General features: G+C 68.3%; 26 protein-coding genes. 10 read left to right on the top strand and 16 right to left on the bottom strand.

The features are described 5' to 3' along the window. Window positions 1-7 precede the first annotated feature (7 nt). Both QZ951_RS01915 and QZ951_RS01910 read right to left on the bottom strand, forming a co-directional pair. On the bottom strand, window positions 8-475 hold the full coding sequence (locus tag QZ951_RS01915) for an SET domain-containing protein-lysine N-methyltransferase (protein WP_292997970.1): 468 nt from the start codon (window positions 473-475) through the stop codon (window positions 8-10). 135 nt (window positions 476-610) lie between these two features. Then, complete coding sequence (locus QZ951_RS01910) at window positions 611-895, bottom strand: hypothetical protein (protein ID WP_292997968.1); 285 nt, start codon at window positions 893-895, stop codon at window positions 611-613. Between the two features lie 73 nt (window positions 896-968). On the opposite strand from QZ951_RS01910, the gene QZ951_RS01905 reads away from it, so the two are divergent. Next, window positions 969-1,430, top strand: coding sequence for a metallophosphoesterase family protein (locus QZ951_RS01905; protein WP_292997966.1), 462 nt, complete (start codon window positions 969-971; stop codon window positions 1,428-1,430). 27 nt (window positions 1,431-1,457) lie between these two features. Here the strand turns inward: QZ951_RS01905 and arfB are convergent, their stop codons facing one another. From arfB to QZ951_RS01880, 5 genes are read right to left on the bottom strand one after another with little or no spacing between them, the layout of a single operon-like run. Then, on the bottom strand, window positions 1,458-1,871 hold the full coding sequence (gene arfB / locus QZ951_RS01900; protein WP_292997964.1) for an alternative ribosome rescue aminoacyl-tRNA hydrolase ArfB: 414 nt from the start codon (window positions 1,869-1,871) through the stop codon (window positions 1,458-1,460). Between the two features lie 42 nt (window positions 1,872-1,913). After that, window positions 1,914-2,543, bottom strand: coding sequence for a membrane integrity-associated transporter subunit PqiC (locus tag QZ951_RS01895; protein WP_292997962.1), 630 nt, complete (start codon window positions 2,541-2,543; stop codon window positions 1,914-1,916). Between the two features lie 4 nt (window positions 2,544-2,547). After that, on the bottom strand, window positions 2,548-4,275 hold the full coding sequence (locus QZ951_RS01890) for an MlaD family protein (protein ID WP_292997960.1): 1,728 nt from the start codon (window positions 4,273-4,275) through the stop codon (window positions 2,548-2,550). Continuing rightward, the gene (locus QZ951_RS01885) at window positions 4,272-4,979 is read right to left on the bottom strand and encodes a paraquat-inducible protein A (RefSeq protein ID WP_366943782.1); all 708 of its coding nucleotides are present in this window, start codon (window positions 4,977-4,979) and stop codon (window positions 4,272-4,274) included. The genes QZ951_RS01890 and QZ951_RS01885 overlap by 4 nt, the downstream gene beginning before the upstream one ends. Window positions 4,980-4,987: 8 nt before the next feature. Next, the gene (locus QZ951_RS01880) at window positions 4,988-5,641 is read right to left on the bottom strand and encodes a paraquat-inducible protein A (protein WP_292997956.1); all 654 of its coding nucleotides are present in this window, start codon (window positions 5,639-5,641) and stop codon (window positions 4,988-4,990) included. 84 nt (window positions 5,642-5,725) lie between these two features. On the opposite strand from QZ951_RS01880, the gene QZ951_RS01875 reads away from it, so the two are divergent. The 3 genes from QZ951_RS01875 (at window position 5,726) to QZ951_RS01865 (ending at window position 8,017) form a co-directional block, all read left to right on the top strand. Then, window positions 5,726-5,941: a SlyX family protein gene (locus QZ951_RS01875; RefSeq protein WP_292997954.1), complete on the top strand. Its 216-nt coding sequence runs from the start codon at window positions 5,726-5,728 to the stop codon at window positions 5,939-5,941. Window positions 5,942-6,123: 182 nt separating this feature from the next. Continuing rightward, complete coding sequence (locus tag QZ951_RS01870; RefSeq protein WP_366943781.1) at window positions 6,124-7,014, top strand: triacylglycerol lipase; 891 nt, start codon at window positions 6,124-6,126, stop codon at window positions 7,012-7,014. Continuing rightward, complete coding sequence (locus tag QZ951_RS01865; RefSeq protein WP_292997950.1) at window positions 6,977-8,017, top strand: lipase secretion chaperone; 1,041 nt, start codon at window positions 6,977-6,979, stop codon at window positions 8,015-8,017. Before QZ951_RS01870 ends, QZ951_RS01865 begins: the two co-directional genes overlap by 38 nt. A gap of 129 nt (window positions 8,018-8,146) precedes the next feature. Here the strand turns inward: QZ951_RS01865 and QZ951_RS01860 are convergent, their stop codons facing one another. Then, window positions 8,147-8,986, bottom strand: a complete 840-nt coding sequence (locus tag QZ951_RS01860; RefSeq protein ID WP_292997948.1) for an NAD-dependent protein deacetylase — start codon at window positions 8,984-8,986, stop codon at window positions 8,147-8,149. Further along, window positions 8,979-9,146, bottom strand: coding sequence for an oxidoreductase-like domain-containing protein (locus QZ951_RS01855; RefSeq protein ID WP_292997946.1), 168 nt, complete (start codon window positions 9,144-9,146; stop codon window positions 8,979-8,981). The genes QZ951_RS01860 and QZ951_RS01855 overlap by 8 nt, the downstream gene beginning before the upstream one ends. Before the next feature lie 152 nt (window positions 9,147-9,298). Between QZ951_RS01855 and QZ951_RS01850 the strand changes: the two genes are divergently transcribed. Both QZ951_RS01850 and QZ951_RS01845 read left to right on the top strand, forming a co-directional pair. After that, window positions 9,299-10,333: a hypothetical protein gene (locus QZ951_RS01850; RefSeq protein ID WP_292997944.1), complete on the top strand. Its 1,035-nt coding sequence runs from the start codon at window positions 9,299-9,301 to the stop codon at window positions 10,331-10,333. 166 nt (window positions 10,334-10,499) lie between these two features. Then, window positions 10,500-11,150 carry a hypothetical protein gene (locus QZ951_RS01845; protein ID WP_292997942.1) on the top strand — a complete coding sequence of 217 codons (651 nt, stop codon included), beginning with the start codon at window positions 10,500-10,502 and terminating at the stop codon, window positions 11,148-11,150. Window position 11,151: 1 nt separating this feature from the next. On the opposite strand, the gene QZ951_RS01840 is transcribed toward QZ951_RS01845, so the two are convergent. Further along, the gene (locus QZ951_RS01840) at window positions 11,152-12,978 is read right to left on the bottom strand and encodes a DUF885 family protein (RefSeq protein ID WP_292997940.1); all 1,827 of its coding nucleotides are present in this window, start codon (window positions 12,976-12,978) and stop codon (window positions 11,152-11,154) included. Window positions 12,979-13,542: 564 nt separating this feature from the next. On the opposite strand from QZ951_RS01840, the gene QZ951_RS01835 reads away from it, so the two are divergent. The 3 genes from QZ951_RS01835 (at window position 13,543) to QZ951_RS01825 (ending at window position 17,875) form a co-directional block, all read left to right on the top strand. Further along, window positions 13,543-15,561: a choice-of-anchor P family protein gene (locus QZ951_RS01835; RefSeq protein ID WP_292997938.1), complete on the top strand. Its 2,019-nt coding sequence runs from the start codon at window positions 13,543-13,545 to the stop codon at window positions 15,559-15,561. 328 nt (window positions 15,562-15,889) lie between these two features. Further along, on the top strand, window positions 15,890-16,447 hold the full coding sequence (locus tag QZ951_RS01830; RefSeq protein ID WP_292997936.1) for a hypothetical protein: 558 nt from the start codon (window positions 15,890-15,892) through the stop codon (window positions 16,445-16,447). Between the two features lie 420 nt (window positions 16,448-16,867). Next, window positions 16,868-17,875 carry an LLM class flavin-dependent oxidoreductase gene (locus QZ951_RS01825; protein ID WP_292997934.1) on the top strand — a complete coding sequence of 336 codons (1,008 nt, stop codon included), beginning with the start codon at window positions 16,868-16,870 and terminating at the stop codon, window positions 17,873-17,875. 34 nt (window positions 17,876-17,909) lie between these two features. Here the strand turns inward: QZ951_RS01825 and QZ951_RS01820 are convergent, their stop codons facing one another. Then, window positions 17,910-18,890 (bottom strand): diguanylate cyclase, encoded by a 981-nt coding sequence (locus QZ951_RS01820; protein WP_292997932.1) that lies wholly within the window; start codon window positions 18,888-18,890, stop codon window positions 17,910-17,912. 171 nt (window positions 18,891-19,061) lie between these two features. On the opposite strand from QZ951_RS01820, the gene QZ951_RS01815 reads away from it, so the two are divergent. Next, window positions 19,062-19,841, top strand: coding sequence for a DUF3014 domain-containing protein (locus tag QZ951_RS01815; RefSeq protein ID WP_292997930.1), 780 nt, complete (start codon window positions 19,062-19,064; stop codon window positions 19,839-19,841). On the opposite strand, the gene QZ951_RS01810 is transcribed toward QZ951_RS01815, so the two are convergent. The 5 genes from QZ951_RS01810 to QZ951_RS01790 all read right to left on the bottom strand — a co-directional run bounded on the left by QZ951_RS01810 (window position 19,838) and on the right by QZ951_RS01790 (window position 24,358). Further along, the gene (locus tag QZ951_RS01810; RefSeq protein ID WP_292997928.1) at window positions 19,838-21,169 is read right to left on the bottom strand and encodes a glycosyltransferase family 39 protein; all 1,332 of its coding nucleotides are present in this window, start codon (window positions 21,167-21,169) and stop codon (window positions 19,838-19,840) included. The two genes, QZ951_RS01815 and QZ951_RS01810, sit on opposite strands and share 4 nt — an antisense overlap. Before the next feature lie 2 nt (window positions 21,170-21,171). Beyond that, window positions 21,172-21,387: a DUF4169 family protein gene (locus QZ951_RS01805; protein WP_292997926.1), complete on the bottom strand. Its 216-nt coding sequence runs from the start codon at window positions 21,385-21,387 to the stop codon at window positions 21,172-21,174. 58 nt (window positions 21,388-21,445) lie between these two features. Next, window positions 21,446-21,853, bottom strand: coding sequence for an MAPEG family protein (locus QZ951_RS01800; RefSeq protein WP_292997924.1), 408 nt, complete (start codon window positions 21,851-21,853; stop codon window positions 21,446-21,448). A 140-nt stretch (window positions 21,854-21,993) separates the two neighbouring features. Beyond that, window positions 21,994-23,418 (bottom strand): wax ester/triacylglycerol synthase family O-acyltransferase, encoded by a 1,425-nt coding sequence (locus tag QZ951_RS01795; RefSeq protein WP_292997922.1) that lies wholly within the window; start codon window positions 23,416-23,418, stop codon window positions 21,994-21,996. A gap of 37 nt (window positions 23,419-23,455) precedes the next feature. Next, the gene (locus QZ951_RS01790) at window positions 23,456-24,358 is read right to left on the bottom strand and encodes an alpha/beta hydrolase (protein ID WP_292997920.1); all 903 of its coding nucleotides are present in this window, start codon (window positions 24,356-24,358) and stop codon (window positions 23,456-23,458) included. Window positions 24,359-24,434 lie beyond the last annotated feature (76 nt).

Genomic DNA, 24,434 nt, shown 5'->3' with positions numbered 1-24,434 from the left:
CGACGGCCTAGCGCTTCGGCTTCAGCATCGTCCCGATGCACTTCGGCGAGCCGCAGCGGCAAGCCCAGATCTTCTTCAGCCGTGCCGTGTGGCGGCAGTCCAGGCGTATGCCGTAGTCGAAGGTCAGTTCTTCGCCTTTCTCGATGTCGCGCTGGGTCTCGATGACGATGCGGTCGAGCTTCTTGTCGCCGGCTTCGTTCTCGATGATGTACGGCTTGCAGTTCGGATCGCAGCTGTGATTGATCCAGCGCGCATCGTTCGAATCGAAGTTGCCGTCGACGACATAGCGCTCGTTCAGGGTGAACAGGAACGTGTGGCCGGACTCGACGGTATCGGCATAGACCTTGTCGATGTACGCGTGCGTTCGCAGTCGTCCGGTGTACTCCATCACTTCGGTGCCGGCAGGCAGCTTGCGCGCTGCGAAGACGCCATTGCCGTGAATCGCCGAACGACGGGTGACGGTGTTGCGGGACATGCGCGGGCCTTCGATGGATACCCGCACATTGTCATCCAGATTCCATGCCGGGCGCATGTCGCGCTGCGGCAAGCGCCAGCGCGCCGGTCATCGCGCTGGCGCGGTCCGCCGCGTGCCGGCGCCCATCAACGGGGATCAGCCGCGTGCGACCGGCTTGGCAGCCAGTTTCACCGTGCCCGACGCGGCGTCGGGCTTGATCGCGGCAACCTGCGTCAGACTGGCGACGGCCCGCGCGGCGTAGGCGCGCTCGCCGCGCGTCTCGAGCTGGGCGGCGCCCAGAATCGCGCCGGCATTGATGACGGCAGCGACCGCAAAGGCGATGACGTGGCGCACCGAAACGGCGCTGCGCCGGGTGGAACGGTGGGAAGTCGGAGCTTGCGTACGGTTCATCGGAGGTCTCGGGAACAAGGCCGCGATCATTCGCGACGTTCCTTCGATGCAGCGACCTCCGGATTCGGATGAGGTACCACGGCACGCCGCTACACTTCTTTGCATGATCACGATCGGTCTCATCTCGGACACCCACGGCCTGCTGCGACCGCAGGCGCTGGCGGCGCTGCACAGCTGCGACGCGATCCTGCACGGCGGGGACATCGGCGATGTCGCGATCCTCGCGCAGCTCGCCGAACTGGCACCGGTCACCGCCGTGCGCGGCAACAACGATCGCGCTGCCGCGTTCGATGCCGTGCCGGAAACTGCGTGGTACGACGTCGACGGCGTGGCGATCCATCTGCTGCATGACCTGAAACTGCTGCACCCGGACGAGGCGGCGCGGGCGCAGGTGATCGTCACCGGGCATTCGCATCGGCCACGGATCGAGCCGCGCGACGGCCGGCTGTTCGTCAACCCGGGCAGCGCCGGACCGCGCCGGTTCAGCCTGCCGGTCACGGTCGCGAAACTGCGCGTGGCGCGCGGAACCGCGACGGCGGAACTGATCGAGCTGCGCGTGGACTGAGACGGCGGCGCCGCGGACGCGCTCGGGTCAGTCGTCGACCGAGCGCCGCAGCCGCTTCAGGCCGCCGCGCTGGGTCTTGTCATCGACCCGCTTGCGCTTCGCCGCACGCGACGGCTTCGTCGCCCGGCGCGGCGTCGGCACATGCAGCGCGCGGGTCAGCAGGTCGGCGAGGCGGGCGAGGGCGGCGTCGCGATTGCCTTCCTGACTGCGGTGCTGCTGCGCCTTGATGACGACCACGCCATCGCGCGTGATGCGGTGATCGGCCTTCAGCAGCAGCCGCTCCTTGATCTCGTCGCTGAGGCTCGACGCGCGAATGTCGAAGCGCAGATGGATGGCGGTCGAGGTCTTGTTGACGTTCTGGCCGCCGGCGCCCTGCGAGCGGATAGCGGTCATCTCGATGTCGGTCAGCGGCACCGAAACCTGATCGTTGATCGTCAGCATGGCCAGTCAGTGCGTCGGTCGGCGCGTTGGTCCGCGAATCCGTCAGCGCGCCGGATCGGCCGCGGCGCAGACCAGCGCCGGCTTGCCCGCCGCCAGCGTTTCGAGGCCGGCGGCGATCTGGTCGGCGAGGCGGATCAGCGCCCGCTGATGGCCTTCGGCCAGGGCCTCGAAGCCCGGGCCGACGGCGACTTCGGCGCGGCTGTCGCAGGTGGCGCTGCGCGCGGCATCGCGTGCGCTGGCAATGGTCCACGTCGCGTCGATCCGCGCGCTGCGGCCGAGCGTCGATTCGAAGCGCTGCAGGTTCACCCGCACCCGGTACAGCGGCAGCGCGCTGCCGGCGTCGCCGAGATCGCTGCTGTCGGGCACGCCGAGACGCTGGGTCAGCGCGGCACGCAGCGCGTTGCGGGTTTCATCGGCGAGCGGGGCGATCCAGCGCTGGCCGTCGACCGGAATCAGCCGGCCATTGCCTTCGCGCACGACAATCTTCGGCGTGTCGACCTGCGCCGGAATGCCGACCGGGCCAACGGCGATGCGGAACGCCGGGTCCTGCGCCGGAGGCGGCGTGACGGCGGCCGGCGGCAGCAGCGTGTAGAAGCGGATCGGCGCGGCGGACTGGCACGCGGCGAGCAGGACGGCGGCAACGGATGCAGCGGCAAGGCGGGCGAGCGTCATGGCATCAGTTCCGGGGCGCATCGGCAGTGGGGGCGCGCAGCGGCGGCGACGGCGGGATCTCGGGCGCAGGTGGTGCGGCCGATGCCGGCTCCGGCTCGGCCGGGCGGCCGCGCAGCAGCGCTTCCGGGTGCTGCTCGAGGTAGTCCGCCAGCGTGCGGAACGACGCGGCCGTGCGGTTCAGCTGTTCCAGCGTGCGGCCGAGGTCCTGCTGCAGCGCGGAATCCGGCGACAGCAGATTCTGGTCGAGCGAGCGGATCAGCTGCCGCGCCTCGACGATGGTCTGCTTCGTTTCCGGCAGTACCTGACCATCGAGCGATTTCAGCAGGCTGTTCGCGCTCTGCACGGTGCTGCGCAGGTCGTTGGCGATGTCGACGATCGGAATCGAATCGAGCTTGGTGACGATGCTTTCGATCTGGGTCTGGATTTCCTCGAGGCTGCCCGGCGCGCTTGGAATTTCAGGCACGCTGTCCTTGCGCTGCACCACGAGCTTGCGATTGCCCGGCTTGAAGAACAGCGCGACGTACTGCTGGCCGGTCAGCAGGTTCCCGGCGCGCAGCTGGCCGTGCAGGCCCTGATCGATCAGGCGCCGCAGCACGCGCAGCGGCGGCTGCATGCCGGCTTCGGCGGCATCGCCATCCAGCCCGGTCAGCGTGCGGTAGGCGGGGCCGAGCCGTTCGAGAAACAGCTCGACGCGCACGCGCGCGAAGAAGCTGCGGCGCGAGGTGTCGTATTCCGGCTGGATGTCCTTGACCCGTCCGACGACGATGCCGAGGAAATCCACCGGCGTGCCGATGGCCAGCCCGCGGGTCGATTCGCGGAACACCAGCAGCGCTTCGATCGACGGACCGTCGGCCGGGGCCAGTGCGGTGCCGGCATCGGCATACAGCTCGAACGTGCTGTCGAGCGGCGCCGGTTCGCCCGGGTTGTTCTCGTCCGCCGGCTGGAACGCGATGCCGCCGGCCAGCACCGTCGCCAGCGACTGGGTGTTGAGCTTCAGGCCTTCGGAGGACACCGCCAGATCGACGCCGCCGGCATTCCAGAAGCGCGTGTTGCGGGTCACGAAGCGGTCGTATGGCGCTTCGACGAAGACCTGGATCGTGATCCGGCGGCCATCGGGATCGAGCGTGGCATCGACCACCTGACCGACTGCGACGCGCCGGTAGTAGACCGGTGCGCCGATCGAGATCGAACCGGCGTCCTGCGTGGTCAAGGTGAACTTGCTGCCTTTCTGGTCGTGGGTCACGGCCGGCGGCTTGTCCAGGCCCTTGAAGGCCTTGAGGACTTCCTTGGAGCGGCCGACATCGACGCCGATGTAGGCGCCGGAGAGCAATGTCGAGATGCCGGACACGCCGCCGATGCCGATGCGCGGCCGCACCACCCAGAAGCGCGTGTCCTGCACCGCGAGCCGGGCTGCGCTCGGCGTCAGCTCGACGGTGACGATGACGCCGCTGTCGTCGTCGTTCAGCACGATGCCGCTGACCTTGCCGACGACCACGTCCTTGTAGCGGACTTCGGTGGTGCCGGTGACCAGCCCTTCGGCGGTGTTGAAGCTGATGGTGATCGTCGGACCGGTCTGCAGCCAGGTCCGGACCACGAGGCCGAGGCCGACCAGTGCCGCGAGCAGCGGCACCAGCCAGATCAGCGAGACCCGCAGGCGCCCGGACGGATGCACGTCAGGCAGCGGCGGCCCGGAGGGTGACGGCGAAGCCGGGGTTGAAGGGGACGAGGTCATGTCGGCAGGTCTTCCGTGAGCGCAGGCGGTGCCGGCAGGGGAGGCGAGGCAGTGGCAGCCCCGGCATCGGACGCCGGAGCGGGCACTTCGAGGGCATCCCAGATCAGGCGCGGGTCGAAGCTCATCGTCGCGAGCATGGTCAGCACCACCACGGCACCGAAGGCGACGATGCCCGGGCCGGGTTCGACGTACGCGAACGCGCCGAAGTGTACCAAGGTGACCAGCAGCGCTATCGCGAAGACATCGAGCATCGACCAGTGACCGATGAACTCCAGAATCCGGTACAGCCGGGCCCGCTCGCGCGGCGCCGTCTGCCAGCCGTTCTGCACGCTGAGCAGCAGCAGCGCCAGCGCGCCGATCTTCAGCACCGGCACCACGACGCTGGCGGTGAACACGATCACCGCGAGGTCCCAGGAGCCGTCATCCCACAGCGAGACGACGCCGGAAATGATGGTGTCGATGCTGGTGTCGAACAGCTTGGTGCTGCGCAGCACCGGCAGCACGTTGGCCGGGATGTACAGGATCACGGCGGCGATCAGATAGGCCCAGGCCCGGTTCACGGCATTCGGCCGGCGCCGGTGCAGCGCGCTGCCGCAGCGCGGGCACGATGCCGTGTGCTGCGGTGCGGACGGTGCCCGCAGCACGAGGCCGCACGCGTCGCAGCCGATCAGGCCGAGACTCGCGGCGCGCGGTTGCGCGATCACGGTCCCGGTCACCGATGCGGCTCCGGCGGCGGGTCGTCGTCGGCCCACAGCTCGCGCAGCTCGAAGGTGCTGAGCGCGGTCAGCAGGATGGTCAGCACGCCGAAGGCCCACAGGCCGGCCTGCGGCTTGACCATGGCGAGGCTGGTCATCTTGACCACCGACACCAGCACGCCGATCAGGAACACCTCGACCATGCTCCACGGCCGCAGCAGCCTCAGGCCGTGCATCGCCAGCGCGAAATCGGCCGGCAGCGTCTGCCGCTGCCGTGCCATCAGCACGTACAGGTACAGCGTCAGCTGGGCCAGCGGGAACAGGAAGACGGTCGCCGCCGCGATCGCGGCGACGGCGCCGATGCCCGAGTTCCATGCGGCCGACACCATCGTCGTCAGGCGGCCCTGGGTGACGACGCCGCCGGCTTCCATGGTGACGATCGGCATGGCATTGGCCATCACGAACACGATCAATGCCGCCACGGTCAGCGCCAGCATCGCATCGCGATCGAGCCGCGAGCGGCGATACAGCAGTGCGCCGCAGGTCGTGCAGTCGGCTGCTTCGCCGGGTGCCAGCTGCGGCCGCTGGTGCACGGCATCGCAGTGCTCGCAGACGACCAGCCCGGGCTCGGCAGCGACGGCGGTTTCGGGCTCGATGAAAGGCGTGTTCATGTCGGTGTTCAAGGATCAAGCATAGCCTGTGCCGATCGCGGCCCCGGGACTACACTCGGCCCCGTTCCCCTGACCGTGATCCCGATGAGCCGCAGCGCCGACGACCGCCTGATCGAACTCGAAACCCGCATGACCTGGCAGGAAGACGCGCTGAACGTGCTCGGCGCGGAAATCCAGCGCCAGCAGCGGCTGATCGAGCAGCTTGAACAGCGGCTCAAGGCGCTCGGTGATCGTCTGACCGCTGCCGACGAACCGGTGTTCCGCGGCACCGCGCGGGACGAGATTCCGCCGCACTGGTAGGCCATCCGGCGGGGCGCGGATGAACTGAACGATCGGAATTGGGGTGGATCAACCGCGCTTGACGCCGCCGGTGGCAGGGCGCAAAAAGCGGGCGGCATACGGCTGAGTATGGCCACACCGCAATCACACAAGGAGGAGAGTCCATGTTCAACAAATTACTGGCCGGCATCACGGCCGGCCTGATGCTGCTGTGCACGCTGTCGTTCAACGCGCAGGCCGCCGGCTACACCCAGACCCGCTACCCGATCGTGCTGGTGCATGGCCTGTTCGGCTTCGACTCGATCGCCGGCATTCCTTATTTCTATGACATTCCGGATGGTCTGGCGTCCGGCGGCGCCCGCGTGTTCCTGGCCCAGGTCTCGGCGACCAACAGCAATGAAGTGCGTGGCGAGCAGCTGCTGAGCCAGGTCCGCCAGGTGCTGGCGATCACCGGCGCGACCCGGGTCAACCTGATCGGCCACAGCCAGGGTGGCCTGACGGCACGCTATGTCGCCGCCGTGCGGCCGGACCTCGTGGCCTCGGTCACCAGCGTCGGCACGCCGCACAAGGGCTCGCGCGTTGCCGATCTGGTGCGCAACGTCCTGCCGCCGGGTTCGGTCAGCGAAAGTGTTGCGCGCGATGTCATCCAGGGCGTGGCCGACTTGATCGACGAGATTTCCGGCGGCAATCTTCCGCAGAACCCGCTGGCGGCACTCGATGCGCTGACCACGCCGGGCACCCGGACGTTCAACACCCGCTATCCGGCCGGCCTGCCGACCACGGCTTGCGGCAGTGGCGCGGCCCGGGTCAACAACGTGGCGTATTACTCGTGGGGCGGCATTGCGAACTACACGAACTTCTACGACGTTTCCGACGCCATTCTCGGCGCGACCGGCCTCGTCTTCGGCGACGAGGACAACGATGGTCTGGTCGGACGCTGCTCGAACCATCTCGGCACGATCATCTATGACGATTACTTCCAGAACCATCTGGACGAGGTCGATCAGGTGTTCGGGCTGGTCAGCCCCTTCACCAGCAACCCGGTGACGCTGTTCCGTGCCCAGGCCAACCGACTCCGCAACGCCGGTTACTGAGCGGCCACTCGTCATTCGCCTCGACTGGGCCGTCGCCGGCACCGTACTGGTCTGCATCGCCGGCTGGATTGGCCTGCGGCCGTCTGAAACGCCGGTCGAGCCGATCTCGCCGAAGGTGACGGCGGCGGTCCCCGCGACCACGGCCGCCGCCGGCACCGCTGCGACGGCGGCGGCCCGCGGTTCGACGCCGCTGGTCGGTCCGTGGTCGGACGGTCAGCCGGACGGCGTGCTGGCGCTCGACGCCAGCCGCCATCTGGTCATCGATCTCGCCCTGCGTCGTCGCTTCGACTGGCTGCTGTCGGCCGTGCCCAAACTCGGCCCGGACGTGCTGCGCGCACGCCTGGCCGAGGACGCCCGCAGCGCGCGTTTCCCGGAATCGGAACAGCAGGCGCTGATCGCGCTGTTCGATCGCTATGTCGGCTACATCGAGGCGACCGGCCCGCTGGCCAGCGATCGCCCCGGCAGCGATCGGCCGCCGGCGGAACTGGCGGCAGTGCTCGAACGGCGCCGCGTGCTGCGCCGCGAAAAGCTCGGCGTGGCCGCGGCCGAGGCCTTCTTCGCGGCCGACGAGGCGCGCGATGCCTGGCTGCTCGAACGGATGACCCTGGCGCAGGACGCCTCGCTCGATCCGGCAACCCGTGCCGCGCGCCTCGCGGAACTGGCGCATCGCGCGCCACCGGCGCTGCGCGAGGTCGAGGAAGATCGGGCGGCGCTGGAAATCCTGTCGGCGGCGGCGAATCTGTCGGACCCGGCCCAGCGGCAGGCGCTGCGCGAGCGTGCCGTCGGCCCGGAAGCGGCGGCGCGGCTGGCCGCAGTCGATGCCGAAGACGCGATGTGGAAGCAGCGGCTCGAAGCGGCCGCCCGCGAGCAGGCCACGATCAACGCGGCAGGGCTTGCGGCCGGCGATCGGCTGCGCGAGCTGTCGGCCATGGTCGAGCGGCGCTTCAGCGGCACCGAGCAGGTTCGCGCGCGGGCGCTGCTGGGGATTGATCCGGCGCGCTGAGCGAAGCCGTCATCGGCGATTGATTCGCGGACGTGTTGCTTGCCCAGATGCGGTTCCGCTCGACGGTGCCCGGGATCGTGCCGGTGACGCCGGCGCGGTCCGGATGGACCCGGACCCGCATCCGCCGCTTCAGGCCGCGGCGGCCTCGCCCAGCCGATCCAGTGCACCGACCAGGGTTTCCGCGCACGGCGCATCGAGCTTGAGCGTGGCGATCTCGTCGGCCCGCGTGCGGCCGCGGGTCAGCACCGCCAGCGGCAGGGCGCGCTCGCGGGCGGCGACGGCGAAGCGGTAGCCGGAATAGACCATCAGCGACGAGCCGACCACCAGCAGGCCGTCGGCGGCGTGCAGCGCGGCGAACGCGGCGTCGACGCGGTTGCGCGGCACGTTCTCGCCGAAGAACACGACATCCGGCTTCAGCAGGCCGCCGCAGAGCGTGCACGGCGGCACGACGAAGGCGCTGAAATCGACGTTCTCGAGATCGGCGTCGCCGTCCGGCAGCGGCGCGGCACTGCCCGGCGCCCAGTCCGGGTTGTGCGCGAGCAGGCGCTGCTGGAAGGCGTGGCGCGGCGAGCGGTCGCCGCAGGCAAGGCAGGTCAGCACGTCGAGCCGGCCATGCAGGTCGATGACGTCCGGACTGCCCGCGGCCTGATGCAGGCCGTCGACGTTCTGCGTCACCAGCCGCGTGACGCGACCCTGCGCCTGCAGCGCGGCCAGCGCGCGGTGCGCCGCATTCGGCTGCGCCGTGGCCAGCAGCGGCCAGCCGATCAGGCTGCGCGCCCAGTAGCGCGCCCGCTGCAAGGGGTCGCTGCGGAAAATCTGGCCGGTGATCGGCGGCCGCCGTTTCCAGGCGCCATCGGCATCGCGGTAGTCCGGAATGCCGCTGCCGGTCGAGACGCCGGCGCCGGTCAGCAGCATCAGCTTCGGCGTGCGCTCGAGCAACGCGGCGAGGGCCGATGCGGCGTCAGTCATCGAGCGCGACCCCGAGTTGCCGCGCCTGCTTCTGCCAGCGCGCCAGCTCGCGCAGGTAGATGCGCAGTTCGCAGTCGGCGCAGCCGCCGCCGCAGCAGTCGTAGTCGACCGGCGGCTGCGGTTTCGGCGGCAGGTCGGGGTGTATCGATGAGTCGGTCACGCGTTCGGAGGGGCAAGCGCGGTGGCGGGCGGAGCGGCGGCCGGACGACGCCGGAAATCTCGGTCAGCATAACGGTCCGCGCAGCCGGTATGCGAAGCTAGTGCACAGTTGTTTCCCATAACAATTCCAGAAATCCGAACGAGGACGAGCCGATGGCCGAGAAGACCCACCCGCTGGCGCAGACGCTGCTCGATGCGCATGTGAACTACATCGTCGACGAGCTGAGCGGCAGCGGCCTGAAGGCGGTGATCGAGGAGGAAGTCGACGCCGCCCTGGTCGTGGCCGGCAAGCTCACGCTCGGCGCCGTCGTCACCCGCAAGCAGATCAAGGACACCGCCGCCGTGTTCGCCAGCGAGGTCGAATTCGGCCCCGGCCTGCCGGAGTTGGTCGGCGACATCGCCCGCGCGCTGTACGCGCACAAGGTGCACGACAAGACCTCGCCCGGCGACCTGCTGACCGACGCCCACTTCGACGAGTTCGCGACCCAGATCCTCGAACTGGAATCGTTGCGCGAGAAGATCGTCCGCGCCGTCATCACCAGCCCGCTGTATGCCGATTTCGCCGGCGACCTGCTGTACAGCGGCATCACCGGCTATCTGGCCCAGAACACCGTCACCAAGAACATCCCCGGCGCCAGCTCGATGCTCAAGCTCGGCCGCGCCGCGCTCAGCGTGGCGACGCCGAAGCTGGAATCGTCTATCGAGGATGGCCTGCGCAAGTACATCGCCAAGGCGGTGCAGGCCTCGACCACGCGCAGTGCCGAGTTCCTGCTGAACCACGCCGATTCCGAACAGCTCAAGTCGCTGGCGACCGATGCCTGGGACAAGCTCAAGGACGAGCCGATCGGCGTGCTGCGCGAGGACGTGCCGTCGCGCTGGGTCGAGGAACTGTTCGTCACCGGTTTCGAGGCCTGGCGCCACCTGCGCCAGCAGGACTGGTACCGGGTGATGATCGACGCCGGCATCGACGGTTTCTTCGACAAGTACGAGGACGCGACCCTGGCCGCGCTGCTCGAGGACCTCGGCATCGACCGCGCGCGGATGATCGATGAAGCGCAGCGCTACGCCCCGCACGTGATCAAGGTGCTGAAGAAAAAGAAGCTGCTGGAGCCGATCGTCCGCCGTCGTCTCGGCGGCTTCTATGCGTCGCCGGCGTTTGCGGCGGCAATCGGTGGCCAGCCGGAGTAGGTCGCCGGTGCCGGGTGGCGGCCCGGTGACCTGTCGGCGCAAACCCGGCGCCGCCATCCGGCATCCGAGAGAGTGGTGAGCGCCCCTGACGCCTCGCTACACTCCGGATACTCCCTGACCCACGGCGCGCATGGCTTCAAGCTCCGAATCTGCCGATGCTCCCGCCTTGTCGCCATCGGCTGTGGCGGCCGCCGAGGCATTGTCGCCGACCGCCGCCACCGCGCTGCCGTCGCGCCACGGTGGCGAGCGGCACGGCTGGCAGCGGCTGGTCATCGAGATCGTGCTGCTGATCGCGAGCGCGATGCTGGCGCTGGCCGTCGATGACTGGAACGACGACCGTGCGCGGGGCCGGCTGGCCGGTCGCGTGCTGCTGGAACTGAAGGTGGAAGTCGAGCAGAACCGCAAGGCGATCGACGACGTGCTCGGCTACCACGAGCAGATGCGCGAAAGCTTCCACAAGTCCCGCCAGGCGCTGGCGAAAGGCGAGACCTGGGAATATCCGGCGGCGTTCGACGGCCTGAACCAGATCCTGTTCCAGCGCGCCGCCTACGATGCGGCGCTGCTGAGCCAGACGCTGCCGCATCTGGATTCACGAACCCTGTCGGCCCTGTCCGTGCTGTACACGCAGCAGGAGGAATACACGCAGAACCTGCGCATGTTCGCCGCAGCGACACTGCAGACCGACGACAAGGACAGCAGCCGCGATCTGCGGCTGACCGAGAACTGCTTCAAGCAGATGGCCGCCGCCGAGCGCCGCATGATCGGCCTGCTCGACAAGGCGGCCACCGCCATCGCCGCCGAACTGGCGGCGCGCTGACTCAGCCGGCCTTCCGGGCCGCGATCCAGCGCTCGATCTTGGCATCGAGCACGTCGAGCGGCACGGCGCCGTCCTTCAGCACTTCGGTGTGAAAGCCGCGCACGTCGAACGCCGGCCCCAGCGCCTTTTCAGCGCGCGTGCGCAGCTCGCGGATCTTCAGCTCGCCGATCTTGTAGGCCAGCGCCTGTCCCGGAATCGCCATGTAGCGCTCGGTTTCGGAGATCGCCGGCGTCAGCCCCTGCGCCGAGTTCGCCTGCATGTAGTCGATCACCTGCTGCCGGCTCCAGCCCTTCGAATGCAGGCCGGTGTCCACCACCAGCCGCACCGCGCGGAACAGTTCCGCCTGCAGCCGGCCGAAGTACTGGTACGGGTCGGTGTAGACGCCCAGCTCGGTGCCGAGCGACTCGGCGTACAGCCCCCAGCCTTCGACGTACGCGGTGACCGTGCCGAAGCGGCGGAACGCCGGCACACCCTGCAATTCCTGCTGGATGCCGATCTGGAAATGATGGCCGGGGATCGCTTCGTGCAGGAACAGCGACTCCGCCGCCCAGGTCTTGCGCGACGGCAGGTCGTAGGTGTTCAGGTAGAAGATGCCGGGCCGCGTGCCGTCCTCGCTCGGCCGCTGGTAGCTGCCGCCGGCGGCGCTCTGCGCGCGGAACGCTTCGACCGGGCGAATCTCGAAACCGGCCTTCGGCTGGATCGCGAAGAGCTTCGGCGTCTTCTGGTTCAGGCTGGCCGACAGGTCGTTGTACGCCTTCAGCGCCGCCGCCTCGTCCGGATAGGTGAAGCGCGGATCGCTGGTGACGAAGGTGAAGAACGCCGGTAGATCGCCCTTGAAGCCGACCTGCTGCATCACGCCGCGCATCGCGGCCTGAATGCGCGCGACTTCCGACAGGCCGATCTCGTGGATCTGCGCCGGCGTCAGATCGGTCGTGGTGATCGCCTTCACGCGGGAGGCGTACCAGGCCGCGCCATCGGGCAGGGCATCGAGGCCGACGGTCTTGCGCGCCTTCGGCAGATATTCGTCGCGCAGGTAGTTGCGCAGCTTCACGTAGGCCGGCAGCACGGTGTCGGCGATCAGCGTCCGGTAGCGCTCGGTGAGCCGAGCCCTGTCGGCCGCGCTGACGTCATCCGGGAACTGCGCGACCGGCTTCCAGAACAGGCTGTCCTGCGGCGTGGCGGTGGCCAGCGCATCGAGCTGGCCGATCGCCTTCACCATCAGCACATCCGGCTGGGTGATGCCCTGCGCCACGCCTTCACGCATGTTGACGATGGCCTGATCGAACAGCACCGGAATCTGCGCCGCGCGCGTCGCCCAGTTGTCGTAGTCCTGCACGGTCTTGAACGGCTGCGCGCCGGTGCCGGAGCCAAGCTGCGCGAAGGTGCTGGCGAGGTTGTAGAACTGGTTGATCGGAATCAGATGATCCGGGAAGCGGTCGCCTTCGATCGCCCGTTCGAGGTTGCGCCGCAGGATCTCGACGCTGAGCCGTTCGCTGTCACTCAGCGGGGCGACGTCGATCGTCCTGATGCGTGCCAGCCAGGCCGTGTTGAACGCCGCTTCCTGCGCCCGGAACTCCGGGCCGAGCGTGTTCGGCAGGCGGTCGTTGTAGCGCTTGTCGCCGATGAACGTCGCCTGCAGCGGGTTCATCGCCAGCGACGCTTCCCAGTAGTCGGCGAACAGGCGATCGAGCGCCGTTGCCGCGGCCGCCGTCTGCGGCGCGGCGGGCGGAGAGGGTGCGGTTTCCAGCGTGCTGCAGCCGATCCCGGACAGGCTGACCAGCAGTGCCGCAAGCGATGCCGGAAGGCGCTTTGATGAACGGAAGATCATCGGAATTTCCAATGGAACGATGGGGCCTGACGTTAGCACTGTTCGCAGCATTTTCTGCAGCCCGGACGGCGTTTCGCGGCACGATCACTTGCAATTCACCGGCATTCGTTCCGCGGTCGCCGAAATCGGCTTGACACGCGTCAACTCGGAGTCGGTCAATGGTGCCGTAGGCAATAATTATTATGCCGATCGCGCTGTCAGTGGCCGCGCTGGTCGAGGCGCTGCCGAGAATCTGCTGTTTGAATTCAAGACATTGAAAAATATAAGGTATTCTTCCTGTCATGTGGAGACGGGAAGGCTCCGAACGGAAGGTGCAACACTTCTTGACATGAGGAATTCGTGAGTTTCCCGACTCGCGTCACAGAAGTGGCGGCGAGCCCCCTTGATTGGACATTCGATGCGACGAACAATTGGTGAAAGTCTCACCACTAGCCCGCGCGCTCCAGACGGGCCCCCGCCAGTTGGCATCGTCCGGCACATGCCTCAGGGACGCGATGTCGACCGGCACCAGATGCCGATCACGGGCATTTGCCACTTCAGCCGTCCACGAACAGGGAATTTGTCATGCCACTCCACCGCTCCATCAACACCTTGGTCCTTCGTCTGGGCTGCGTGGCACTCGCAGCCGTTGTCGGCGGCCTGGCATCGCCCGCCGTCCATGCCGACGGCAGCGAAACGCTCGGCACGCCCAGCATTGCCATTGCCAGCGGCAACGGTGTCGCCACCGCGGGCTTCGGCCTTGCCGATACCGGCTCGGACACCGCCACCATCTCGGTGCCGGCCAATGCGGCGGTTCGTCAGGTCCTGCTGTACTGGGACGCGACACCGTTCAACAACAACGACCAGCTCGTCATCAATGACCAGCTCGTGTTCGGGCAGGTGATCGGCGGGAATCCGTTTCCGAACGCCCGCAGCTACCGCGTCGACATCACCAACCTGAATCTGGTCGGCCCTGGCGTCACCAATCTCAGCGTCCGTTCGATCGCCGGTGTCGCGAGCGGCATCGATGGCGCGGGCGTTCTGGTGATCTACAGCGAAGCGACCGGCCAGGCCTACGGCGGCCGGGCGTTCGCCGTGCAGTCGCGAGTCGGCGGCAACCAGACCCGCGTCGTCGATACCGGCGACCTCCCGCCGCAGGGCGGTGACCTGAACCCGGCGCCGACCGAGTCGACCCGTTTCGGCATCGTCTCGGCCCGCGTGATCGGCAGCCGGACCATCGGCACCGGCGGTGTCACCCAGTCGACCACGTCGGTGGCGAACGCCGGCCTCGTCGTGTCGTCGATCGGCATCGGCGCCGATCTGATCGAAACCCAGGCCAACGCCAGCTGCACCGCATCGGGTCCGGTCGTGTCGGGTTCGTCGCGCTTCTCGCGCCTGCGCATCGGCTCGGTCGATCAGGCCCAGTCGTTCGAACCGAACCGCGTGCTGCTGAACATCCCGGGCATCATCCGCATCGTCGCCAACGAGCAGACGGTCTCGGGCACGGGCGCCACCCGCAACATTCTCGTGAACGCGCTGCACGTGTCGTCGCCGCTGCTGGGTCTGGTCCTGCCGATCGACGTCGTCATCGGCTCGGCCGAGGCCGAGATCAGCTGCTCGGGCGGCACCGGCTCCTCGTACATCGAAGTGCGCGATGGCCATGACTTCGCGTTCGCCGTGCTCGAGGGCTCGAGCTTCCCGCCGTCGCTGGCCCGCACCGAGCCGCAGACCTTCACGTTCCCGGCCAGCCAGACTGCCCGCACCGCCCAGCTCGACCTGTTCGTCAGCGGCGCCACGATCGATCCGGTGACCGGCGACACGACGCGGATCGACATCCGGGTCGACGGCAACCTCGTGCTGTCGCAGAGCGACCTGCTGAACTCGTCCGCGGGTCCGCAGTTCGACAACCTGCGCCTGTTTGTGCCGATCCCGGCCGGTGCCACGACCGTGACCGTCGAACTGGTCTCGACCTTCGAGAACTTCACCTGGATCACCGCCACGCTGAGCCTGCCGAACCAGCCGGTCGGCAACCTGTTCAGCGGTCAGGCGATCGTCGCGAAGGCCAACGTCAAGCGCTTCTTCATCTTCGCGGCCGGTGACACCGGCGCGCTGCCGAGCACCGGCGGCTCGCTCGACGCGTCGGTCCAGACGATCTCGCAGGCGGCCGGCGGCATCATCCTGGCCGGCACCACGGGCAAGGCCACGACCACCGGAGCGGGCGAGCGCAGCGATTCGGAAGCCTCGCTGCAGACGCTGAATCTGACCGCCTGGGGCGCGAACATCAGCGCGCAGGTGATCAGCTCGGAAGCGCATGCCAGCTGCGATGCCAACAACAACGCCACGGTCACCGGCGCGTCGTCGCTGGCGAATCTGCAGATCAACGGTCGGCCGGTGACGGTCACCCGCGGTCTGACGATTCCGCTGCCGCTGGGTGGAAGCCTGGTGCTGGACGAGCAGGTGGTCACGCAGACTGCGCCGAACATCGCGTCGATCACGGTCACCGCGCTGCATCTGGTGATCCCGGCGCAGCTCGAGGAGTACCGCGACAAGAACCTCACCGCGCTGGCGCTGGCCACGTCTCACGCGGACATCGTCTGCCGGTAAGTTCTCGCCGCAAGGCTTGACGCAACACAGGGGGAGCGAGCGATCGCTCCCCTTTTTCGTGGGCGCGCGTTTCCGCCGCCCGCACGCGGAAGCGGCCGCATCGGGCCGTCAGCGCGAGGTCATCCGGCGTTCATGTTCGATTCAGGCAGGGACCGGCACTCTGCACGTGCCCGGCAACCCCACCCCTGGGAACGGCAGCACGACTGGAACCGCTGCTCGGGCGGCGCGACGCCAACTGAAGAGCCGCGCGCCGCGGCGCGTGCATGAACCGGCACTCCGGTTCGCGCACCGCCCGCACCCCCACGAAAACTCAAGGAGAAGACACACGATGAAACTTCCGTCGTCATGGCGCCGCGTTCCGGCGATCACCGCACTGGCCCTGATTCCCGCACTGGCCCCGGGTCTGGCGACTGCCGCCGACTACAACTACATCGAGGGCGGCTTCCTGCTGCGCGACAACTACGGCAGCAGCGAAGGCGGCTTCCGCGTGGGCGGCTCGGTGGAACTGACCGGCCCGCTGGCGGCGTACAGCGAGTTCACGACCAACAACGACGTCAATCAGTTCAGCGTCGGCGCGGTGTTCCACAACCCGATCACGCGCGAAGTCGACTGGTTTGCCGGCGGCGGTCTGGAATACGTTGATGTCGGCAATACCGATGACCTCGGCTTCGGCCTGCGTGGCGGCATTCACTGGACCCCGTCCAAGCTGGTCACGCTGACGCCGGAACTGCGCTACTACGACGCAGTGGGCGACGGCCAGTTCTCGGCGCGTCTCAGCGGCTCGTACAACCTGACGCCGCAGTTCGCACTGGTCGCAGCGGTGCAGGGCGGCGACGATGACCGCTTCGAAGCCGGCATCCGCTACCGCTTCGGCCGCGTGTTCTGAGCCCCGCGCGGATGTGAAACGAAAGGCCGCGAAAGCGGCCTTTCCCGTTTGGACCCGACGATGACTGTCGGCGCCCGCTGCCGGAGTGGCGGTCCACCGTGCGCCCGAACGAGCGGATCATCGGTTTCGGCGGCTCGGAGTTGCGAAGCGAGCACGGTGGCCGCTGGCTTGACGGCAGGGCGTTGGATGAACGGCGCAGCGGATTGCCGATGCCCGCCTCGCGCGGCGCAAGGCGCCGGAGGCCGGCGTGCGGCAACCGGGCTGATCGACGACCGTCAGCCGCGACCGGTCGAATGCGTCCTTCCGAACGGGTCGCACCGTTCCCGCCCCGCAGCGGCTTTTCCGGCTGCGGCCGGGTTCGCTATTCTCCGGTCAGCGCTGACGATTGCCTGTCGCCGACCTGACGCCCGGAGTTGCTCGATGTCCACCCCTCTGTCGATCCTCGACCTCGTGCCGGTGTCGACCGGCACCACGCCGGCGGAAGCGCTGCGCAACACCGTGCAGCTGGCCCGGCTGGCCGAGCGTGCCGGCTACGCCCGCTACTGGTTCACCGAGCATCACGCGCTGGCCAGTGTCGCCAGCAGTGCGCCGGAAATCCTGATCGCGCACGTCGCCTCGGCGACATCGACCTTGCGGGTCGGCTCGGGCGGCATCATGTTGCCGAACCACGCGCCGCTGAAGGTCGCCGAGAACTTCCTGACCCTGGAAGCCTTGTATCCGGGCCGCATCGATCTCGGCGTGGGCCGGGCCCCGGGCTCGAATCCGGATGCCAGCCGCGCGTTGCGGATGGTCGGCCTCGAACATTTCTCGACCCTGATGAACGAGCTGATCCGCTTCGGCCGCGGCGGTTTCCAGCAGGGCCATCCGTACGGCAAGGTCAAGCCGATGCCGTCCGGCATCGACCTGCCGCCGGTCTGGATTCTCGGCTCCAGCGGCGCCAGTGCCGCGTCGGCCGGCAGCGCCGGTTTCGGCTACGCCTTCGCCAGCCACTTCAGCCCCGAGCCGCCGGCGCCGGCGTTCGCGGCGTACCGGGAGAACTTCCGGCCGAGCGCGCAGTTCCCGAAGCCGCACGCGATCCTCGTCGTGTCGGCGATCTGTGCCGAAACCGATGCCGAGGCCGATCGTCTCGCGCAGTCGATGGACCTGACCTGGCTGCGGATCAACCGTGGCGAGTTCCTGCCGATTCCGAGCCCGGAAGAAGCGGCGGCGTACGACTGGTCCGAGTACGAGCGCGAGCAGGCCCGGGCCACGCGCCGGCTCAGCGTCATCGGCTCGCCGGCGACCGCGCAGGCGCGGATCGAGGCGATGGTGCGCGAGACCGGCGCCGACGAAGTGATGCTCGTCACCAACGTCCACGAGCATGCGGCGCGGCTGCGCTCGTACGAACTGCTGACGCAGGTCCTGGCCGAGCAGCGCCTCGCCGCCTGATCCGCATCGTCGCGCGCGTGATCGCGCGCGGCGCTCAGTCGTCGGCGATGACGACGCAGTCGCGGCCGTGCTGCTTGGCGCGATACAGCGAGGCATCGGCCCGCGCCATCGCCGACGCCAGCGTTTCGGCCGTCGGGTCCGGCACCAGCGAGACGCCCATCGAGATCGTGACGGTGCCGAGCGGCGACGCGCTGTGCGGCAACTCCAGCAGCGCGATCGCTTCGCGGATGCGGTCGCTGACTTCCAGCGCATCGGCCATCGTCGTGCCCGGCAGCAGCAGCACGAACTCCTCGCCGCCGATCCGCGCGAGCACGTCGCCGACGCGGCGCGCGCCGATCCGCAGCGCGCCGGCCACGGCCCGCAGGCAGGCGTCGCCGGCCGGGTGGCCGTAGGCGTCGTTGTATTTCTTGAAGTGATCGACGTCGACGATGAACAGGCTCAGCGGCTTCTGTGCCGCGAAGCCGCGCAGCCATTCGCGGCCGACCGTGTCCTCGAAATGGCGGCGGTTGAACAGGCCGGTCAGCGGGTCGATCACGGCGAGGCTGCGCAGCATGATCGCTTCCTCGAGCGCGCCGGTCAGATCGGCGATCGCTTCGCGTTCGCGCAGTCCGATCTCGCGCGGCTGGGCATCGAGGATGCACAGCGCGCCGAGCGGCAGGCCGCTCGGCGCCCGCACCGGCATGCCGGCGTAGAAGCAGTGACCATCTTCTGTGCAGACCAGCGGGCTGCTGGCGAAGCGCGGATCGTGACGCGCATCGCGAACGACGAGCAGATCGGTCTGCTCGATCGTGTGGGTGCAGAAAGAGATATCTCGCGGGGTCTCGCGCGCTGAAAGTCCGTCATGAGCCTTGTAAAACTGGCGGCCGCCATCGAGCACCGTGAAGGCGGCGGCGGAGGCGCCGGTCAGCGCTTTGAGCAGGCGGACAATGCGATCGAAACTCTCGTCATAGCTGGGGTCGGTGAGCATCAGCCGCTCGATCAGCTCGGAGCGGGCACGTTCTACTTCGGGTGTCATGACAAGCGGACTCGGGTGATTTCGCGAAAATGGTGGTCGATTGGCGCAATTCGCAAAAAAGCGCGACGATTTGCCAAGAGTTCATCATGGCAATGATGAACCGGTCATGAATCTTCATGAAGCCCGCGCCGTCCCGTCGGCGACGGACATCAACGCAAGCCGGAGACTGCGATGACTGCGACGCGCTGGGGTCTGGTCCTGGCGGCACTCGTCGCCGTCGCCATCGGCGTCTGGCTGTGGCTGCAACCGCCGCCGCCGCCCCCGCCGGCACCGGTTCCGGTGGCGGCCACGCCAGTGACCGAGCCGGCACCGCCCGCGCCGGACTTCCCGGTGCCGCCGCCGGCACCGGACGCGCCCCCGATGCCTGCGCTGGATGACAGCGACGGCGCCTTCCGCGAAGCGTTGCTCGCCGTGCCCGGCGCGGCCACGCTCGACGGCTGGCTGATTCCGGATCTGCTGGTGCGGCGCATCGTCGTCACCATCGACAACCTGCCGCGTGATCGCGTGGCGCTGAAGCTGCGGCCGCTGAAGCCGGTCGAGGGTCCGTTCGACGTCGACCCCGCCGCCAGCGGCTGGACCATCGGCGTGCTGAATGCGCCGCGCTACGGTTCGGCGGTGACGGTGCTGCAGGTGATCGATACCGACGCGCTGGTCGCGCTGTACTTCCGCTGGTATCCGCGTTTCCAGCAGGCGTATCGCGAACTGGGCTACCCCGAAGGACGCTTCAACAATCGTGTGGTCGAGGTGCTCGATCACCTGATCGCGACACCGGACGTGCCGGAACCGATCGCGCTGGTGAAGCCGAAGGTCTACAACGAGTACGCCGACCCGGCGCTGGAGAACGCCTCCGCCGGACGCCGCCTGCTGTGGCGCATCGGCCGCGACCATCGGCTGGCCGTGATCGACAAGCTGAAGGCGATCCGCGCGCGGATCGTCGCGCCGGCGGGCTAGCGCCGCTGCACCGTCGGCGGCGGTGCCGCCGTCGGCCGGTGCCGCTCGCGCAGGCGCAGCAGCATCAGCCAGCCCTGAGCGGCGAGCACGATGACGAAGCCATCGAACGGAATGCGGAAACGCACTTCGCCGAGCGAAATGAACGCGGTCAGCGCCAGCCCCAGCAGCGGCGTCAGCAGCAGCCAGTCGGCCAGCGTGTCCTCGCGCAGCCGCAGCATCCGCGGCAGCCGCCGCAGCAGCCACACGCCGGCGGCCGGCAGCAGCAAGATCCAGAACGCGATCTGGTAGGCCGCGCCCCAGTCGCGCCCGCCGTAGACCGCGGCGGGCCAGAGCGTGCCGCCGACGACGAGATCGGCGACGTTGCGCAGGCTCAGGCGCAGGGCGTCGAGCGGATGGTCGGCAATCTCGCGTTCGAGCACGGCGACGTTCGCCGGCACGTCGTAGGCGCCGAAGCTGAAGTTGGCGCCGGCGGTGTAGCCGCGCAGGGTGGCGCTCGGGCTCTGGAACGAGAACGTGATGTTGCGCGAGGCATCAACCCACTGGAACGGCCCGCGCTCGCCGTAATGGCCCATCAGCGCGTTCATGCCGGTGTTGGTGCTGACCAGGCAGAACTGGCCTTCCGCGAGCCGCGTGCAGCGCTCGGACAGCGGCAGCAGCACGGTCGCCAGCCCGAGTGCGACGCCGAAGCTCAGGGTCAGCGCGCCGCGGCGCTTCTGCTTCAGCAGCCAGACGATGGTGACGATGCCGGTCAGCGCGACCGGCAGCAGGATCGTCGCCTTCAGCGACGCCGCAAGGCCGGCCATCAGGCCGGTCGCCGCCGCCAGCAGCAACGTACCGGCCGGGGTGGGCGCTTCCAGCGCGGCGATCAGCAGCGCGTAGGCGGCCAGCAGGCAGAAGGTGAACGGGTTTTCGGCGAGGAACAGCCCGGCGTAGTGGAACAGTGGCAGGTACAGCGTCACCGCGACCAGCGCCAGCACGGCCGCGCGATTGCCGTACAGCCGACGCGCGATGACGAAGATCAGCGCCATCGTGCCGAGCGACAGCAGCCACTGGGCGATGACGGTCAGCCCGGAATTCGGGTCCAGCGCATGCAGTTGCGCGAACAGCCACGAGGCCCCGGGCGGGTACAGCGAATCGGCGATGCCTTCCGGTTTGCCGGCCACACGGTCGAGCGCGCGCTGCACGTAGCCGCCCATGTCGCTGTAGACGTGCTGCGTCGGCAGATGCAGCACCAGCACGTAGATCAGCCGCAGCAGGCCGCCGGCCAGTGCGCAGGTCCAGACGATGGCCCGCTGACGCGGGCTCAGCGGCGGGGCGGGCGGAAACACGATCAGCGCGTGTCGCCGCCGGACGAGGGCTCGTCGATCGCCGGCCGTTCGCGCTTGACACCGTCGAGCCGGCGCGCGGCGTCGGCTTCGGCCGCGGCGTCACGCTGCTTCTCGGCCTTGGTCCGGCCGAACTTCACGCGGTTGGCGGCGGCGAGGGCCTCGGCCTCGGCGCGAGCCTTGCGCTTGCGCGCCTTGTTCAGATTCAGGAGATCGGCCATGACGCGATCTTCGGCGGCGCGGCCGATCTCCTGCAAGACCTCGAACGGTCGCGTTGCCTCAGTGCAGCAGGCCCCAGACCATGGTCGCGATCAGCGCGATCTGCGCCAGGAAGAACGTGGCACGCGCCATCACCAGCCAGAACGAGGTGCCGATCAGGTGCATCACGGCCTGCATGATGCGCAGGTGGACGACCCAGAACGCGAGCGGATCGATCACGGCCGCGCTCTTGTTCATCAGCGCGCCGATCACGACCACGCCGAGGAACAGCGGAAAGTTCTCGACCGCGTTGGCATGCGCATGCTGCGCGCGAACGAGGATGGCCGGGTCGATCGACGGCTTGTCGCGGCCCCAGGCATCGGGCTTGTTCTTGCCCATCAGCACCTGCGGCACGCGTGGCAGTGCGTAGCTCAGCACCAGCACGATCATCACGACGATGTACAGCAGCACCGCTTCGAAACCGGTCATCGACATCTCCCCTGAGCGCAGCCTGATCCTGACCGGATCGGCCGCTAGAATTGAACGGATGGTTTGTTACGGGCGACAGTGTGCCCGGCCGGACGCCGTCACGCGAGTTCTTCACACGGGCAGGCGAATTTTGAGCGCGATCAGGCGAGGTCTTCGAGGGCTGCTTTCGCGTACACCGCCAGCCGCTGCAGGTGCGGCAGGCCATCACGGCAGCCGATGAAGCCGAAATTGAGCTGATCGACGTAGCTGACCACGGTGATGTTGAGTCCGTAGCCGGCCAGCGGGATCGACAGCGGGTAATACGCATCGAGCAGAAAGCCTCGGAAATACAGGGGCTTGCTCGGTCCCGGCACGTTCGAGATGACCAGATTGAACGCCGGCCGCAGGCGACCGGCCGCGCCCGGCACCTGCGACAGCAGCAGCGGCGCCATCAGCACCGCGCCGTACTGCATGATCCCGTTGCGGGTCATGCCCTGCAGCTGCGCCTTGGCGGCGTTGGTCGACGCGATGATCGCGGCGAAGCGCGCCTGCGGATCGGCGATGTCGGTGGCCAGCGACGCGATGATCGCCCCCACGGCATTGCCGCCGCCGGGGTCGTCCTTCGGCCGCACGTTGACCGGCAGCATCGCCGTCAATGGTTCCTTCGGCAGCGATCCGAGTTCCAGCAGCAGACGGCGCAGCGCGCCGGCACACAGCGCCAGCACCAGGTCGTTCAGGGTGCCGCCGTGCTGCTTGGCCACGGCCTTCAGCGTTTCGAGCGGGAACTGCTGGGTGGCGAAGCGGCGATTGCGGCCGATCTTCTGGTTCAGGATCGATTTCGGTGCCTGCATCGGCGCCTTCAGCGCCGGATCGAGCGCCTTTTCCGGCTTCCAGGCACCCATCACGGTCTGCGACACGACCTTGGTGATCGTCCGCGACGTGCCGATCTGCTCGCGTGCCAGCGCCAGCAGGGCTTCCAGCGTCGGCGTCTTCGCGGCCTTGTCCTCGACCGGCTTCGGCGCGCGCGGTTCGCGGGGCTGGGGCGGAATGCTGAAGAACATCGGCGTTTCACGATCCTTGCGCGACGTCGACAGGCTGTTCGACAGCAGGCGGATGCCGGTGTAGCCATCGACCAGCGCGTGATGCACCTTGAAGTAGATCGCGAAGCGGCCGCCTTCCAGGCCTTCGATGAAGTGCACTTCCCACGGCGGGCGATGGAAATCGAGGCGGTGGCTGTGCAGGCGCGACACCAGGATGCCGAGTTCGCGCTCGTCGCCCGGCGACGGCAGTGCCGAGCGGCGGATGTGGTACTCGACGTCGAAGTCGTCGTCCTCGACCCAGCCCTGCAGTGGGGAGGCCAGCCAGTTCGGATGCTTGAGCTTCAGGTTCCACGGCGCGTAGGCACGCGCGGTCTCGCGCACCTCGTCCATCAGATCGCGCAGCAGCGACGGATCGGCATCCGGCGGCGGCGAGAACGGCATCAGCGCGCCGACCTGCATCATGGTGTCGCCGGACTCGCCGGCGAGAAAGGTCCAGTCCAGCGGATTCAGTCGCTTGGCGACGGTCTGGCGCTTGGTTGCGCGCATGGTGCGATCTCCTCGTGAGCTCGCAGAATGCCTCGGTCTACGGCCGCTCACCAGCCAGAAAGCGATCGAAAGCCGTCAGAAATGCGTCTTCGGCTTCGAACTGCGGCAGCGCGCCGGTCTGGAACACGGTGAATTGCCAGTTCGGCTGGTCTTCGTACCAGACCTGTCCGCGGTAATCGACGAAGTCGCCCTTCACGCCGTGCGACACCCAGACCGGCATCCGCAGCTGATCGTAGAGCGCGTTGACGTCGGCGCTGAACAGGAACGCGGAAACGAAATAGAACGGCGCGTGCTTGGCCCCCGGCTGCTGCGTGCTCAGCACGTCGTAGGCCCACAGGCCTTCGTCGATGTTCTTGCCGCCCCAGGTCCGTTCGAGGAAGTAGCGGATGGTGCCGGGCCGCGTCAGCAGGCCGTAGACGCCATCGTCCCAGCCGGACCAGGTGAAGGTCTTGTACAGCCAGCCCTGACCGCGGCTGGCGCCGGCCGGACCGAGGCGCTTCTTCTTGCCGCTGAGACCAGTCGGGCTGATCAGTGCGAGGTGCGCGAAGGCATCCGGCCGCTCGACCGCCGCGCGGGCAAGGAATTCCGCCGACAGCGACAGCGCCGCGGCATCGATTGCCCCCGGGCCATGGATTTTCCGGATCTCGTCGACCATCGCCAGCACGGCGTCGGTCATCAGGCGCGGCGAATAGACGCGATCGCTGCGCTCGGAAAAGCCGAAGCCGGGCAGGTCGACCGTATAGACCGGGCGCTGCTCGCGGCAGTGCTCGTGGATCGGCCGCATCTCGTAGGCGGAACCGGAGGCGTTCATGCTGTGGATCAGCAGCAGCGGCCGCTGATCCGATTTCTGCTGCGGCGCCGCCGCGTAATAGCTGAGGCGGCCGGCGGCGCTGTCGATCTCGCGACGCTCGCCGGAGACCGCTGCGGGCAATTCGGGCACGGGTTTCACGTTAGCGGCGCATCCGGTCAACAGCCACAGGCTTGCCACGACAGTCAGCAGCGTTCGCATCGATCGA

This window comes from Nevskia sp. (assembly GCF_021732705.1).
GTDB lineage: Bacteria > Pseudomonadota > Gammaproteobacteria > Nevskiales > Nevskiaceae > Nevskia.
Note: the sequence above shows the minus strand (reverse complement) of the source record. Positions and strands in the feature narration are given on the sequence as shown.

What these genes read in the sequence shown, in the direction of transcription:
- QZ951_RS01870 (WP_366943781.1), top strand. Translation starts at nt 6,124, where the DNA reads ATGCTGCTGTGCACGCTGTCGTTCAACGCGCAGGCCGCCGGCTACACC.
- QZ951_RS01880 (WP_292997956.1), bottom strand. Translation starts at nt 5,641, where the DNA reads ATGAACACGCCTTTCATCGAGCCCGAAACCGCCGTCGCTGCCGAGCCC.
- QZ951_RS01875 (WP_292997954.1), top strand. Translation starts at nt 5,726, where the DNA reads ATGAGCCGCAGCGCCGACGACCGCCTGATCGAACTCGAAACCCGCATG.
- QZ951_RS01835 (WP_292997938.1), top strand. Translation starts at nt 13,543, where the DNA reads ATGCCACTCCACCGCTCCATCAACACCTTGGTCCTTCGTCTGGGCTGC.
- QZ951_RS01805 (WP_292997926.1), bottom strand. Translation starts at nt 21,387, where the DNA reads ATGGCCGATCTCCTGAATCTGAACAAGGCGCGCAAGCGCAAGGCTCGC.
- QZ951_RS01825 (WP_292997934.1), top strand. Translation starts at nt 16,868, where the DNA reads ATGTCCACCCCTCTGTCGATCCTCGACCTCGTGCCGGTGTCGACCGGC.
- QZ951_RS01800 (WP_292997924.1), bottom strand. Translation starts at nt 21,853, where the DNA reads ATGACCGGTTTCGAAGCGGTGCTGCTGTACATCGTCGTGATGATCGTG.
- QZ951_RS01850 (WP_292997944.1), top strand. Translation starts at nt 9,299, where the DNA reads ATGGCCGAGAAGACCCACCCGCTGGCGCAGACGCTGCTCGATGCGCAT.
- QZ951_RS01820 (WP_292997932.1), bottom strand. Translation starts at nt 18,890, where the DNA reads ATGACACCCGAAGTAGAACGTGCCCGCTCCGAGCTGATCGAGCGGCTG.
- QZ951_RS01905 (WP_292997966.1), top strand. Translation starts at nt 969, where the DNA reads ATGATCACGATCGGTCTCATCTCGGACACCCACGGCCTGCTGCGACCG.
- QZ951_RS01815 (WP_292997930.1), top strand. Translation starts at nt 19,062, where the DNA reads ATGACTGCGACGCGCTGGGGTCTGGTCCTGGCGGCACTCGTCGCCGTC.
- QZ951_RS01895 (WP_292997962.1), bottom strand. Translation starts at nt 2,543, where the DNA reads ATGACGCTCGCCCGCCTTGCCGCTGCATCCGTTGCCGCCGTCCTGCTC.
- QZ951_RS01840 (WP_292997940.1), bottom strand. Translation starts at nt 12,978, where the DNA reads ATGATCTTCCGTTCATCAAAGCGCCTTCCGGCATCGCTTGCGGCACTG.
- QZ951_RS01915 (WP_292997970.1), bottom strand. Translation starts at nt 475, where the DNA reads ATGTCCCGCAACACCGTCACCCGTCGTTCGGCGATTCACGGCAATGGC.
- QZ951_RS01910 (WP_292997968.1), bottom strand. Translation starts at nt 895, where the DNA reads ATGATCGCGGCCTTGTTCCCGAGACCTCCGATGAACCGTACGCAAGCT.
- arfB (WP_292997964.1), bottom strand. Translation starts at nt 1,871, where the DNA reads ATGCTGACGATCAACGATCAGGTTTCGGTGCCGCTGACCGACATCGAG.
- QZ951_RS01890 (WP_292997960.1), bottom strand. Translation starts at nt 4,275, where the DNA reads ATGACCTCGTCCCCTTCAACCCCGGCTTCGCCGTCACCCTCCGGGCCG.
- QZ951_RS01795 (WP_292997922.1), bottom strand. Translation starts at nt 23,418, where the DNA reads ATGCGCGCAACCAAGCGCCAGACCGTCGCCAAGCGACTGAATCCGCTG.
- QZ951_RS01860 (WP_292997948.1), bottom strand. Translation starts at nt 8,986, where the DNA reads ATGACTGACGCCGCATCGGCCCTCGCCGCGTTGCTCGAGCGCACGCCG.
- QZ951_RS01830 (WP_292997936.1), top strand. Translation starts at nt 15,890, where the DNA reads ATGAAACTTCCGTCGTCATGGCGCCGCGTTCCGGCGATCACCGCACTG.